We start from the raw sequence: 13,227 nt of genomic DNA, 5'->3' as shown, positions 1-13,227 counted from the left end.
GATCGCGCATCTCGGGGGCCGTCTGAGTGCAATTGCTCATGTGATCACCGATGTATTCGCGAACAGGCATATGCGTGGTATCTCCGACACGCTGACGAACGGTCCGTGGCGCACCACCGATCGCGATCTCGCCTCCCGTATCGCTGTCGTCAGCCGGGAACCGGAAATAGGAACGGGAAGCGACCTCACTCTCACCCGACGACTCGACCCCGCTGAACACCGGGACAGATACGGGCGTCCAGTACGTCAGCGTATCTTCACGAAGCACGAGTACGTCGACATGTGGGAGAGTCGGATCGGGCGGCGAATGACCGCGGACGAATTGCATACGCTCGACCGCGGCTGTGTCGGTCTCACCTTGTTGAGGCTGGGCCGGAACAGCGAGAAATTACCACCCTCGAATCTGATGTTCGGTCATCCGCGAACCCCGCAGTCGGCCACCGTGCTGGCGCTCGGCGAAGCCGCGAATGCCGAGATCCGTCGTTGCCGCGCACTGCGAGTGGCAGCATACGACGAACTCGCGGCCGCCCGGCGCGGGCCGGGCGCCACCGACGGTAGCCCTGATGTTCTCCGACGACTCGATGAGGTAATGGCGACGGAGTACGACCTGCGGCAGGCGCGGGCGGCGGCCCGGCAAGTATGGTCGGATATTCCGGCCGAGCAGATAAAACAGGCGCGGACTGCCCGGACGGAGGCCCGAATCCACGACGGCGAGCAAGCGTTGGCCGTCGCACGGGGTTACGCCGCGAAGTTCGACGAGATTCTTTCCGGCGAGCCCGCGAACGTCGCTGAATTCCAGCGCCGGGTGCACAACGATCCGGCTCTGTCACAACTGTCCGACGTCACCGCGAACCTGCCCACGACCGGCAGTCCGGCCGATTGGGAGCCCGTCATCTTCGCCAAACATCTTTGGTCCGGCCAGGACTATGTGCGTGATCCGGCCGGCCGGGAGGTCATCAGCGATGGCCGCCGCCAGTACGAGGCGACCGACAGCCCGAAGTACGGCCGCTTTCTTCCCGGACCGGCCACCGGCCAAGTGAACATGTGGGGTGATTTCCACAGAAACCGCCTGGGCTTCCTCAACTACGACTACGCCTGGTACGACGCACCGACGGATACATGGTGGCGCGCCAACCACTCCGAAACCGGAGATCCGCACCGGCCGATGCTCGTCTATCAGAGCACCTCCGAGGCATTCTTCACCGGCAGCGCCGATTTCGATACCACGGTCGTCGGAATCGGATTCGCCGACAGGAGTGGGTGAAACCGATATCGGGATCCGGGGCGGCGTCGATATCCATGGTGTCACCGAGGCGGTGACGGCGGCCCCGGCCGAGCCGTCCCCGACCATCCGGAGACCGGGATCTCGGCAGAATCTTCGCCTTCGGCGTGGGGAGCGTCTGTCAGGGGATGGCATCCGCGATAGCCGCCATCAGTTCCTCGGGCGGGAGATTCATCAAGTCGGTGGACAGCCACAGAGTGTGCAGCCCGTCTTTGTTCACGCTGTCCCAGTCCATATACGTTTCACCTTTGATCGTCCCGGGCTCGGTGAACCTGACCTGCCAACCATTGTTGCGGAATTCGCGGATCTTCTGTTCCGCGGCGGAATCACCTCCGCCGACCCGATCCAGTTGCTTGTCGAAATTGCCGGGCAGACCGGTATCCAACGGGCCCTCGTGGTAATTCGTCCCTTTTTCCGGAGTGGGTCGCCGGTCCCGGTCTGTCGCGGCACCACCGCTGTCGCCGTGATCGTCGTCATTGCCGCCGGATCCGCCGGATGTCTCCGACCCTCCACCGCCTCCCGCCGCTACCGCACCGGCTACGGCGATACCACCGCCGATGAGCAGTGCCCCGCCGTACCCGGCCTTCTGGTTCGGGGGCTCCATCGCTTTTTTGACGTGATCGCTGCGCAGGTTGACGTTCCCGTTACCCAGCAAGGCCGCGGCGCCGCGGCTTTCCGCGCCGTCCATGCTCGGCACCATGCCGTTCGGTCCGGCGAGGTGGCGGCTGGTCGAGGACAGCCGGCCGTCGAGGAACCGGCAGAGATCGGTTGCCGCCGTCGAGAACCGTTTCACTCCGCCTACCAAGGTCGCGGTGAGACCACGCGAGGACGAAACGGAGGCATTCCCGATGCCACTGAGTGCCGCTATCGGCTGTTTCGTCATACGATTTCATCCCGGCTGGTGTGGAAACTCTTATAGGGAAATGCGTCCATTGGGCTTCGACCGCGCGGGCGCCCCGAGGCCCCGCTGCCGGCGCTCCTCGCTATGCGCGGACCACCTCGCCGGAGCTGAAGGGGGAGATCAGCGGTGCCGGACACGTCACGCCGCCCCAATGCCCGAGTCGCCCGTCCGGCCTTGGGAAGTCAGGGGCACTTGCCATTGTGGCGCCGGCTTTGCCATCGAGGCTTCACCTTTTCGAAAGGGTCTCGACCAGTGGAACGGACCAGAGGGGTTTCGAATCGGGTATATGCCGAATCCGTCGATCGTGGTAGCGGATGCTGCGTCGAGCAGTGGTGCGATCATTTCCATTCGCTCTGGTGGACAATTCTAGCCAGCTGGTGCCGGGCGGAAAACGGTCTGTGCGGCCGTAGTTCCGGGAGATCTTTGTAAGGAGTGCACAATCGGCGTGGGCTGATCGGGTCTCCGGCGAATCGAGAGACTTCGCGATCAGTGGCGGCGCAGGTGACCCGGCAGTTCTTCACATCCGCAGGACTCGCCGACGCCGAGGGCGATGTCTCGCGGATGCGGGAACGGATCTGAAGCAGCTCTCCGACCCCGCAGTCGCGGCGGTGGCCGCGGCGACGCAGTTGGATCCGGATCTGCTTCGCGACGTGCTGCCGCAGTTCGATTTCGCACTACGACTGGATCCCGAGCTCGCCGCCGAGCTCACCGAGCTCGGTAGGTGGGCGAAGACCCAGGGGGTCTGTCTCCCCTCCTCGTGCGGCGGTTGCTGGAAAGTCGTGTCACGGTCGGATCATCGGTGGTGGTTCTCGCCGATCCGTCCCCGAGTTTCAAGCACTTTGGCGGGTGACGATCCGGTATCCCACATCCACGGTGGCCGATTCGATCGAGGTCCCGGCCAGCCGGGCCAGCAGCAGATCCGCCGCCGTGGTGCCGATGGCGTCGATATCCACGCTCACCGTGGTGAGCGCCGGGTTGATGTGCCGGGCCATCTCGAAATCACCGAAACCGGTGATGGCCAGCTGTTCCGGGACGGCGATACCGCGGCGTACGGCGGCGAGCACAGCGGCGACGGCCAGTACATCGGTGGCGAACACGATGGCGGTCGCGTCGGGGAAACGTTCCAGCGCGGTGTCGAGCAGGGCGACACCGGTGTCCATGGAGATATCACGGCCGGGCAGATCGACGATGCGGACCGGTTCGTCGGGCACCAGTTCAGTGACGGCGCGGGTGAATCCGTCGCGGCGCCGGATCGCGCGGGCGTCACCGGAACCGATGGTGCCGGCGAAGACCAGTTTGTGATGGCCGCGGGATACGAGATGGCGGACCAGATCACCCGTGGCCGATTCGTTGGAGAAACCGACGAGGGTGTCCAGCGGGTCGTCGATCCAGTCCCAGGTTTCGACTACGGGCGCACCGTAGGTGCGCAGCAGTCGCAGCGTATCCGGGGTGTGCAGAGTACCGACGATGAAGAATCCGTCGGGGCGGCGCTGGATGAATCCACGCACCAGGTCTTCTTCGCGTTCCGGGTGGTAGTCGGTGTAGCCGACGATCAGCTGGTATCCGGCGGGTGTGAGGCGGGAGGCGGCGGCGCGCAGGGTGTCGGAGAAGATCGACGTGGAGATGACCGGGAGGATCGCGGCGATGGTGCGGCTGCGATTGGAGGCCAGGCTGCTCGCGGCGAGGTTCGGCAGGTAACCGGTATCGGCGATGGCGCGTTCGACCCGTCGCCGAGTCTCCTCCGACACCTGATCCGGGAAGCTCAGCGCACGTGAGACGGTCTGGGCGGATACGCCTGCCGCGCGGCCGACGTCCTGCATGGTGACCGATTTCGTGGACGACTTGGCGCGTACGCGCCGCCGCCGCTCCACTCCGGCCACGCTACCTCCCGAAACCCTGCTTCTGCTGTGTGCGGAGCATACCCGGCAGGCCGCACCCGGCCCGGCGCAGTGCGTTCGCCACGCCATAGCCGGTGAGTTCCCGGTGCCGAGCAACCTCTTGCGTTACCGCTAACGTTACCGCTAACATTCGTGGCGCAGAACACTATGTGACTACTCGTACAGTGGTCCGAGACAGGGAGTAGCAGGATGAATGTGCTGGACGGTATTCGGGTGCTGGATCTGTCGATCGCCATGGCCGGACCGTTCGCCGCGCAGAAACTGGCTGATCTCGGCGCCGATGTGATCAAGGTCGAGCCGGTGGGCGGGGAATGGCAGCGGCACGTATCGGCGGGCGGCGCCCGCGGCAACGAGGTGAACGCGTCGTTCCTCTCGCTCAACCGCAATAAGCGTTCGCTATCGATGAACCTCAAGGACCAGAAGGGGCGCGAACTGCTGTACGAGCTCGTGCGCACTGCGGATGTGTTCCTGCAGAACTACCGGCCGGGTGTGGCGGGGCGGCTCGGTGTGGACTACGAGACGCTGCGCGCGATCAAACCGGACCTGGTCTACGTCTCGATGTCGGGTTACGGCACGACCGGCCCCTATGCCGACCGGCCGGGCCAGGACGTCCTGCTGCAGGCGATGAGCGGTGGCCTGGCCAGTGCGCAGCGCCGGGGCGAACCACTGCGTCCGGCGCCGTTCTTCCTGGCGGACGCCATCACCGCCTATTCGGCGTTCGAAGGGGCCATGGCGGCACTGTTCCACCGGGAACGCACCGGCGAGGGCCAGCTGGTGGAGGTCAATATGCTCGACTCGATCATCGCCGCGCAGATGCAAGAGATCAGCGTCGCGACAGTCGGCGGAATCCGGCAGGAACCGACCGATCAGATCCACGCGCACTCCTACATCCGCGCGCCCTACGGGGTGTTCCCGACCTCCGACGGTCAGCTCGCGCTCTCCTTCGCCGAGATGGACGCGCTGGCGACGGTGTTCGGCGACGACCGTTTTCTGCGGTACGACGCCGAACGCGACGGCTTCACCCATCGCGACGAGATCTCCGCGCTCGTCACCGAGAACCTCGCGAAGAACACCACCGCGCACTGGCTGGACGCCCTCGGCGCCGCGGGTGTGTGGGTCGGCCCGGTCTACGACTACACCCAGCTGCGCGCGGACCCGCAGGTCCGGCACAACCAGTCCTTCGTCGAATACGACCATCCCACCGAGGGCACCGTGGTGACCCCCGGATTCGCGTTCCGGCTGAGCAACCAGACCCAGAAGGTCTATCGGCCGGCACCGCGCAACGGCGAGCACACCGAGGAAGTCCTGGCGGAACTCGGCGTCAGCACCGACCGGATCGAGGAACTCGAATCCGGCGGCACCGTCCACCGTTACCGGTCTCCGGCCGTCTCCCGGATCTCCTGACCACGCATCCCCGAAAGATCTCTTCATGACTACAACCGCCCCACCGGTTCAGCAGGCGCGCCGCGCGGCAGCGGCCTCCGCGGTCGGCAGCCTCGTCGAGTGGTACGACTTCGCGCTCTACGGCGCGGCCGCGGCCCTCGTCTTCAACTCCTACTTCTTCGTCGATGCCAGCCCCACCACCGGACTGCTGGCCTCGTTCGCCACCTTCGCGGTGGGGTACTTCGCCCGTCCCTTCGGCGGCGTGGTGTTCGGGCATCTGGGCGACAAGATCGGGCGCAAACCGGTCATGATCGTCACGCTCGGCATCATGGGTGTCTCGACCGCGCTCATCGGCCTGCTACCCAGCTATCACACGATCGGGATGGCCGCTCCGATCCTGCTGGTCCTGCTCCGGATCATCCAGGGCCTCGGGGCCGGTGCGGAGTACGCCGGGGCCGTCGTGCTGTCGTCGGAGGCGGCGCCGCGAGGTCATCGCGGCTTCTACGCCTCGTGGTCGGGTGCGGGTGTCTGGCTGGGATCGGCGCTGGGTCTGGGCACTTTCCAGATCGTGCTCTGGCTTACCGGAGATAATTTCGACCAGTGGGGCTGGCGCCTTCCGTTCCTGCTCAGCTTGGTCATGCTGGTGATCAGCCTGTACATCCGGCGGCGCGTGACCGAGACCGAGAGTTTCGAACAGGCGAAGTCCGAGGAGACGAAGATCCCGCTGCTGGAATTGTTCCGCACGGCCAAGGGCCGGTTGGCGCTGAGCCTCGGATCGAATTTCATGCTTTCGGGATTCTCCTACATCCCGCAGGTCTGGGCGCTGAGCTACCTGACCAACGATATCGGTCTGGCGGCCATGGCCGGGCTCGGTATCAATGCCGTGGTCCTCGTGGCGGGCGCGGCGTTCATGCCGGTCTTCGGCAGACTCGGTGACCGCTTCGGCCGCCGCAGGCTATTCCTTTTCGGCTCCGGTTTCGGGATCCTCTGGGCCTTCCCGATGTTCGCCCTCATCGACACCCGCGTACCCGCCCTGATCATCCTCGCGCTGGTGGTGTGCTTCGTCGGCGCGGTGGCCACCTGCTACGCGGCCCAGGCCGCGTTCCTGGCCGAGATGTTCCCACCCGCGATGCGGTACTCCGGTGTCGCCTTCGCCCGCGAGGTCAGCGGCGCCCTGCTCGGTGGCACCACCCCGTTGATCGCCACCGCGATATTCGCCGGATTCGGGCACTGGTGGCCGATCGCGGTGTGGATGGTGGTCATGGCGACCGTCGCGTTCATCTCGGTCTATCTGTCCGCGCGCTACCGCAGCGACGCCGATCAGAGCAGCGACGACCATTTCAACCATGTGATCGACCGCCCGACCGGCGCGCTCGTGGCAGGAGCGATCCGATGACGGACGCGCCCGAATTCCACGACCGCTGGTTCGAGGACTACACGCTCGGTGAAACCGGGACCGGCGGCACCAGGATCATCGAGGCCGCCGATATCGCCTGGTTCGCCCATCTCACCGGCGATCACCACCCCGCCCATACCGATCCCGGATTCGCCGAGCCCAGGTTCGGCAGTGTGATAGCCCACGGCGTACTCACCTTCGGGGTGGTCGTCGGCCTCACTGTCGAATACAACGGCCGCGCCGTCGCCTACGGCTACGACCGGATCCGATTCCCCCGCCCGGTCCGGCCCGGCGACACCCTCCGCGCGACCTCCGAGGTCGTCGACCTCGCCGACCACCGCAATCCGCGTATCGGTCTGGTCACCAAGCAGTACACCGGGACCAACCAGCACGGTGACACCGTGCTCGTCTGCAAACACGTGCTCGCCGTCGACCGCACCCCGCAACCCGAGGAGCCGAACCAGTGACCGACACCGCCGAGGTCGAAACCGTACTCGCCGCAGCTCATCTCGCCCGCCGACCGGCGCGGCGCGCCGCGGCGACCACCCGCGCGGGGTGGCTGCGCGCGCTCGCCGCGGGCCTCGATACCGCCGCCGGTGAACTGGTCGAGACAGCGCACCGGGAGACCGCACTTCCGCTGCCTCGCCTGCGGAACGAGCTGGTGCGCACCATTTTCCAGGCCACCCTGTTCGCAGACCGGCTGGAGCAGGGCACGCTGTTCGATACCCGGATCGACCCCGCCGACCCGGACTGGCCGATGGGCCCGCGCCCGGATATCCGGCGCACCCATCTGGCGATCGGGCCGGTCCTGGTCTTCGCGGCCAGTAATTTCCCGTTCGCCTTCTCCGTCGCCGGCGGTGACAGCGTGAGCGCCCTGGCGGCAGGCTGCCCGGTGGTGGTGAAGGCACACGAGGGGCATCCGGAATTGTCCCGCGTCACCGCGCGGATAGTCACCGAAAGTCTGCGCGAGGCGGGTGCGCCGGACGGCCTCTTCGGCCTGCTCGAAGGCCGGGACGCGGGCGTGACCGCCGTGCGCGACCGGCGTATCCGCGCGGTCGGGTTCACCGGTTCGGAGGCGGGTGGGCGCGCGCTGTTCGACCTGGCGGTATCCCGGCCGGACCCGATCCCGTTCTACGGCGAACTCGGCAGCACCAACCCGGTCCTGGTGACCGAGGCCGGATGGAAGCACCGCGCGGACGAGATCGTCACCGGGTTCACCGAGTCCAGCACGCTGGGATCGGGACAGTTCTGCACCCAGCCGGGCGTGGTGCTGGTTCCGGATCTGGCCGGCTTCCTGGACCGGCTCACCCTGCCGGCGGTCGGCCCCATGCTGAACCAGCGCATCGCGGACGGCTACGGACGCGCGCTGGAGTCGGTGGCTGAACATCCGGACGTCGAGGTCGCCACGACCGGCCCGGCGTCCCCGGATACGCCGAGTGCGTGCATCCTGACCAGCACCGCTCGTGCGGTACTGGCCGACCCGGCCATCGTGAAGACCGAGATCTTCGGCCCCGCTTCTGTTCTGGTGGAATACGACGATCCACAACAGGCACTGGACGTGCTGGAACAGATCGAGGGCACCCTCACCGCGACCGTGCAGGGCGCCGCGGAATCCGACGACCAGGCCGCCGAGGCCGTCGATGTATTGGCCGAGCGCGCCGGTCGGATCATTTGGAACCAGTGGCCCACCGGCGTCACAGTGAGCGATGCCCAGCAGCACGGCGGCCCGTGGCCCGCCACCACCGCCCCCGTCTCGACCTCGGTCGGTACCGGGGCAGCGCTGCGGTTCGCCCGTCCGGTCGCCTACCAGAACATGCCCGCCGCAACGCTTCCCGAAGAGTTGCGCCGATGACGGGGTGGGCGGGCCTCACCTGGGATCATCCGCGCGGCTATCGGGCCCTGCGCGCCGCTACGTCTCACCCGGACGCCCCGGTCTGCGATATCCGCTGGGACATCCAGCCGCTCGAGGGGTTCGAATCGGCGCCCATCGCGGAGACCGCGCGGCGTTACGATCTGGTGGTCCTGGATCACCCGCATATCGGTGAGGCGATCGAGGCCGGCGCATTGCAGCCGCTCGACGACCTCTTCACCCCCACGGAACTGGCACATTGGCGAGCTGAGAGCGTCGGGCCGTCACTGCGCTCCTACGAGATGGCGGGCCGGCTCTGGGCGGTGCCGCTGGACGCCGCGACACAGGTTTCCGTGCGCGGTGACAGCGCCATACCGGTCCCGGATACGTGGGCGCAGGCCGTCGAACTGTCCGGCGAGGTCGCGGCGGCCGTGCCGACCTCTGGACCGCACCTGTTCCTCACCCTGTGCGGTATCGCGGTGGCCGACGGCGCGTCTCCCGGCGACGACGGCATCTTCCTCGGGGAAGCGGAATTCGGCGAGGCCGTCGAAACACTCCGGCATTTCGTCCCGGACCGGCCGGGTGACGGCAACGACAACCCGATCGCCCTGCTGGAACGTATGACCGCGGCGGAGGGGCCGCAGTACTGCCCGCACGTCTACGGCTACGTGAACTACACCCGCCGAGCACGCCCGCTGCTGTTCGGCGACGCTCCGCGCGGCCGGGCCGGCCGGCGCGGTTCCGTACTGGGCGGCACCGGCATCGCATTCAGCAGCCGCTGCCTCCCCGACGCCGCACTGCTCGATCACGTGCGCTGGCTGATGTCCACCGACGCCCAGCGCCGGTTCGTCACGGCCGAAGAAGGACAGCCGGGGCTGCGCACCGCCTGGGAAGACGACACCGTCAACGCGGGCAGCCGCGATTTCTACCGAGCTACCCGGGCCACCATCGAGGATGCCTGGATCCGGCCCCGGCGCGCGGGTGCCATCGCCTTCCAGAACGCGGGCGCCGCGGCGGTGCGGGCCTGCCTTTTCGACCACCACGACATCCGCCGGCTCACCCGCGAGGTGAACGAGAGCTTCGAGATCAGCTTCCGGCCGGCCACGACCGCGAGGACCGTATCGTGACCATCCCCTGGCCACCGACCGCCGAGACCCTGCTCCCGGCCGACCACGACCGGGCCGTTCTGATCGGGCGGGTGATGTGCGCCCACGGACCCAGCGTGGTCACGGTGCGCGGCAACCGCCTGATCGATATCACCGCGCGGGTCGCGACCGTGCGGGATCTGGCGGAGTACGACGACCCGGCCGCTTTCGTCCGCGGCTGCGAGGGCCCGGACCTAGGATCGGTCGCGGAGGTGATCGCGCACACTCCACCGGAATTACGGCGGCCCGAGATCCCCCGGCTGCTCAGCCCGATCGACCTGCAGCCGGTCAAGGCGGCGGGCGTCACTTTCGTGGTCTCCCTGATGGAACGTGTTATCGAGGAACGCTGCCGCGGCGACGCCTCGCTGGCCGACCGGGTGCGCGAGCAGATCACCGAACACGTGGGCACCGATCTGTCCGCGCTGGAACCGGGTTCGGCCGAGACCGCCCGGCTCAAGGAGCTACTGGTCGCCGAGGGCTGGTGGAGCCAGTACCTCGAGGTCGGGCTGGGTCCCGATGCCGAGATCTTCACCAAATGCGCGCCGATGGCCAGTGTCGGAACCGGCAGCGATATCGGCGTGCACCCCCGCTCCACCTGGAACAATCCGGAACCCGAAGTGGTGCTGCTGATCTCGTCGGCGGGCCGGGTCGTCGGTGCCTGCCTCGGTAACGATGTCAATCTGCGCGATTTCGAGGGCCGCTCGGCGCTGCTGCTCACTGCCGCCAAGGACAACAACGCCTCCGCGGCTGTCGGTCCGTTCATCCGGCTCTTCGACGGCGCTTTCGATCTCGACACCGTACGCAAACTGACCGTGACACTGCGGATCCATGGTGTCGACGATTTCGCGCTGCACGCCGAATCGTCTATGGCCGAGATCAGCCGCGACCCCGAGGACCTCGTCCACCAGCTCATGGGACAGCACCACCAATACCCCGACGGTGTGGTGCTCTTCCTCGGCACCATGTTCGCCCCGGTCCAGGACCGAGCCGAACCGGGACTCGGATTCACCCACCGCCCGGACGATCTGGTCGCCATCGAGACGCCGACCCTGGGCGGCCTGGTCAACCGGGTGCGGACCAGCGACAAGTGCGAACCGTGGCGGTTCGGCACCGCAGACCTGTTCCGGAGCCTTTCCGCTCGGGGGGCGCTGTAGGACGGTGTTCGTCCCCGGTCCCGGGGCCCTCCTCGACGCACGAAAATCCGACCGCACGGTATTCGGTACCGATACTGTGTCGATGAACCTGCCTCGTCACGGAATCGACACTCCGCCGGATTCGCGGCTCCCGGAATCACGGGTTCCGCACAACTCCTTCCCGGTATCTCCGACGCGCCCGGTTGTGGCGTACCCGAGCGGATCTCATAGCGGCGGACCCGGATCATCGGGGTGTGGTGACCGAAATCGCCTCCGATATTTCTGGTTGTGAATCAGGCCCTCTGTTCGGCAATGGCCTGGGCAAGATGATGTGATCATGCAGCCGCCGCGGACCAGTCGTGAATTCGGAGTACGGCGATAACCCGGTGCGGTGATCCGGCAGTGAATTCGGTAATTCCGTCGGAATTCTCCGGACACCGAGCCCCGGAGTTCGGCCTGGTGGAGCACGGCTACGCCGGTACGACGACGCAACGGATCCAGGACGAGGCGGGGGTCTCGCGGGGTGCGCTGTTGCACCATTTCGGCTCGAAATCCGAGTTGCTCGTCGCCGCGATCCACCACATCGCCGATCTGCGCCTGCACAATGTCGGCGAACTCGTCGCCGACCTCGGCGACCGGCCCGATGCCCTGGAACAGCTGGTGCACGCGATCCGATCGGCCATGGCCGGGCCACCCTTCCAAGCGGCCCTCGAACTGTGGGCCGCGTCCCGCACCGACCCAGAGCTGCGCGCCACGCTGCTGCCCGCGGAGAGGCGGCTCGGTGCCGCGCTGCGCGCGCTCTTCCACCGGTATGCGGGCATCTCCGACGCCGAGGCGGCACGGACGGCTTTCGAATCGCTGATGGCGCTTGTTCGCGGGCTCGAGCTGACCCGCATCATGCGGACCGACCGAACCCTGGCCGACCGGGTCGTCGACGATTGGCTCGCCAACGTCGCCCTGTTGCGGAACGAGTGACGAGCTATACCGGCGAAAGCGGCGGTGACGGCGGGAAGACGACGGGCAGGGCGGTCAACGCGCGGTGGAACGCGCCTGTCCGCCAGGTCAAGTCGGCGGCCGGCACTCCGAGGCGTATCTCGGGTAGTCCGTCGAGCAACTGGTCGATGGCGTCCTGAGCGATCAGATAGGCCAGGGAACTGGCCGGACACACATGCGCCCCGCCGCCGAAAGCGAGGTGAGCACGATTGCCCGTGTGCTGGCTCGTGCCGACCACCGGGTCGGTATTGCAGGCGGCCATGCTGATGACGACGGGTTGGTTGGCCGGTAGCCAGACATCCTCGATGAGGATCGGCTGTTTCGGGAAGGTGAAACAGAAATTGGCCATCGGCGGATCGTTGAACAGCACCTCGTCGATGGCGTCGCGGGTCGACAGGCTTCCGTCCAGGGCGCTGGCCCCGAACTGCTCGTCGGTGAGCATCAGGCGCAACGCGTTGACGATCAGATTCTGCAGCGGTTCGATACCCGCCCCGTAGAGCGTGGCCACCTGGTTCACGATCTCGGTCTCGTTCAGATCGGTCGGGTGCTGCATTATCCGTGTCGTCACATCATCGCCGGGCTCCGTACGTTTGAGGGTGATGAGCTCCACGAGCGACGCCATGAGTTGCTCGGCTCCGCGTTCCGCCCCGACTCCTTCGAATATCGCGGCCATCCCGGCCGCGGCGCGCTGCGCGATCTCGGTAGGGCAGCCCAGTACCGCGTTCAGCACCGCGAAGGTGAGCGGAAACGCGTAATCGCGGATCAGGTCCGCGGATCCGTTTCCGCAGAACGAATTGATGAGCGGGACAGCGACCTGCGCCACCGTGTCGTGGATGCTGTACGGATCGACCTTGGTGAGACCCGCGACGATGGCCTGCCGGTATCGGATGTGCGTGCTGCCGTCGTTACGACGTGCGTTCGGTCGCCACTGCATGAGCGGTAGGACCGGGCAACCTCTGGGAATGTTCTGCTGCCAGACGCGCGGGTCGGCCGGGAAATGGTCCGGGTCGTTGAAGATACGCACCGCGGTGTAGTAGCCGATCACCAATGTGGCGGGCACGCCCGGCGCCACCTCCACCGGAACCAGGGATCCGTACCGGCGGCGCATCTCCCGATAGGTGCTGTGCGGATCTACCGCGAATTCCGGTACATACAACGGGATCCGCGGCCCGGCGGTATCGATCGGTGAACCGTGCGGGGCCGGGCTCGGGAGGTGGTCGGAAAGCGTCATCGGATGGATCTTAGGT

Annotated in this window: 11 protein-coding genes; 8 read left to right on the top strand and 3 right to left on the bottom strand. The window is 66.8% G+C overall.

Annotation, left to right across the window (positions count from 1 at the left end; genetic code table 11):
- Window positions 1–40 precede the first annotated feature (40 nt).
- The gene (locus tag IEY68_RS00200; protein WP_189093956.1) at window positions 41–1,264 is read left to right on the top strand and encodes a hypothetical protein; all 1,224 of its coding nucleotides are present in this window, start codon (window positions 41–43) and stop codon (window positions 1,262–1,264) included.
- Window positions 1,265–1,403: 139 nt separating this feature from the next.
- Here IEY68_RS00200 and IEY68_RS00195 read toward each other — a convergent pair whose 3' ends face one another.
- Window positions 1,404–2,165, bottom strand: a complete 762-nt coding sequence (locus IEY68_RS00195) for a hypothetical protein (protein WP_156426426.1) — start codon at window positions 2,163–2,165, stop codon at window positions 1,404–1,406.
- Window positions 2,166–3,013: 848 nt separating this feature from the next.
- Entirely contained in the window at window positions 3,014–4,063 is a 1,050-nt protein-coding gene (locus tag IEY68_RS00190) for a LacI family DNA-binding transcriptional regulator (protein WP_199805015.1), read from the bottom strand.
- A 207-nt stretch (window positions 4,064–4,270) separates the two neighbouring features.
- On the opposite strand from IEY68_RS00190, the gene IEY68_RS00185 reads away from it, so the two are divergent.
- From IEY68_RS00185 to IEY68_RS00155, 7 genes are all read left to right on the top strand, one after another.
- Window positions 4,271–5,485, top strand: coding sequence for a CaiB/BaiF CoA transferase family protein (locus IEY68_RS00185; protein WP_058857055.1), 1,215 nt, complete (start codon window positions 4,271–4,273; stop codon window positions 5,483–5,485).
- Window positions 5,486–5,510: 25 nt separating this feature from the next.
- On the top strand, window positions 5,511–6,860 hold the full coding sequence (locus tag IEY68_RS00180) for an MFS transporter (protein WP_058857054.1): 1,350 nt from the start codon (window positions 5,511–5,513) through the stop codon (window positions 6,858–6,860).
- Window positions 6,857–7,327, top strand: a complete 471-nt coding sequence (locus tag IEY68_RS00175) for a MaoC family dehydratase (RefSeq protein WP_058857053.1) — start codon at window positions 6,857–6,859, stop codon at window positions 7,325–7,327. Before IEY68_RS00180 ends, IEY68_RS00175 begins: the two co-directional genes overlap by 4 nt.
- Window positions 7,324–8,712 carry an aldehyde dehydrogenase (NADP(+)) gene (locus IEY68_RS00170; protein WP_062995534.1) on the top strand — a complete coding sequence of 463 codons (1,389 nt, stop codon included), beginning with the start codon at window positions 7,324–7,326 and terminating at the stop codon, window positions 8,710–8,712. The genes IEY68_RS00175 and IEY68_RS00170 overlap by 4 nt, the downstream gene beginning before the upstream one ends.
- A complete protein-coding gene (locus tag IEY68_RS00165) occupies window positions 8,709–9,836 on the top strand; it encodes a type 2 periplasmic-binding domain-containing protein (protein ID WP_058853125.1) in 1,128 nt (375 codons plus the stop codon). The genes IEY68_RS00170 and IEY68_RS00165 overlap by 4 nt, the downstream gene beginning before the upstream one ends.
- On the top strand, window positions 9,833–11,008 hold the full coding sequence (locus IEY68_RS00160; RefSeq protein WP_058853126.1) for a fumarylacetoacetate hydrolase family protein: 1,176 nt from the start codon (window positions 9,833–9,835) through the stop codon (window positions 11,006–11,008). Before IEY68_RS00165 ends, IEY68_RS00160 begins: the two co-directional genes overlap by 4 nt.
- Window positions 11,009–11,389: 381 nt before the next feature.
- Complete coding sequence (locus IEY68_RS00155) at window positions 11,390–11,962, top strand: TetR/AcrR family transcriptional regulator (protein ID WP_229718542.1); 573 nt, start codon at window positions 11,390–11,392, stop codon at window positions 11,960–11,962.
- 4 nt (window positions 11,963–11,966) lie between these two features.
- On the opposite strand, the gene IEY68_RS00150 is transcribed toward IEY68_RS00155, so the two are convergent.
- Window positions 11,967–13,211: a cytochrome P450 family protein gene (locus IEY68_RS00150; RefSeq protein ID WP_058853127.1), complete on the bottom strand. Its 1,245-nt coding sequence runs from the start codon at window positions 13,209–13,211 to the stop codon at window positions 11,967–11,969.
- Between the last annotated feature and the right edge of the window lie 16 nt (window positions 13,212–13,227).

Origin of the sequence: Nocardia jinanensis (assembly GCF_014645735.1) — a bacterium.
Taxonomy (GTDB): Bacteria; Actinomycetota; Actinomycetes; order Mycobacteriales; family Mycobacteriaceae; genus Nocardia; species Nocardia jinanensis.
This window is presented reverse-complemented; position numbering and strand designations above follow the sequence as displayed.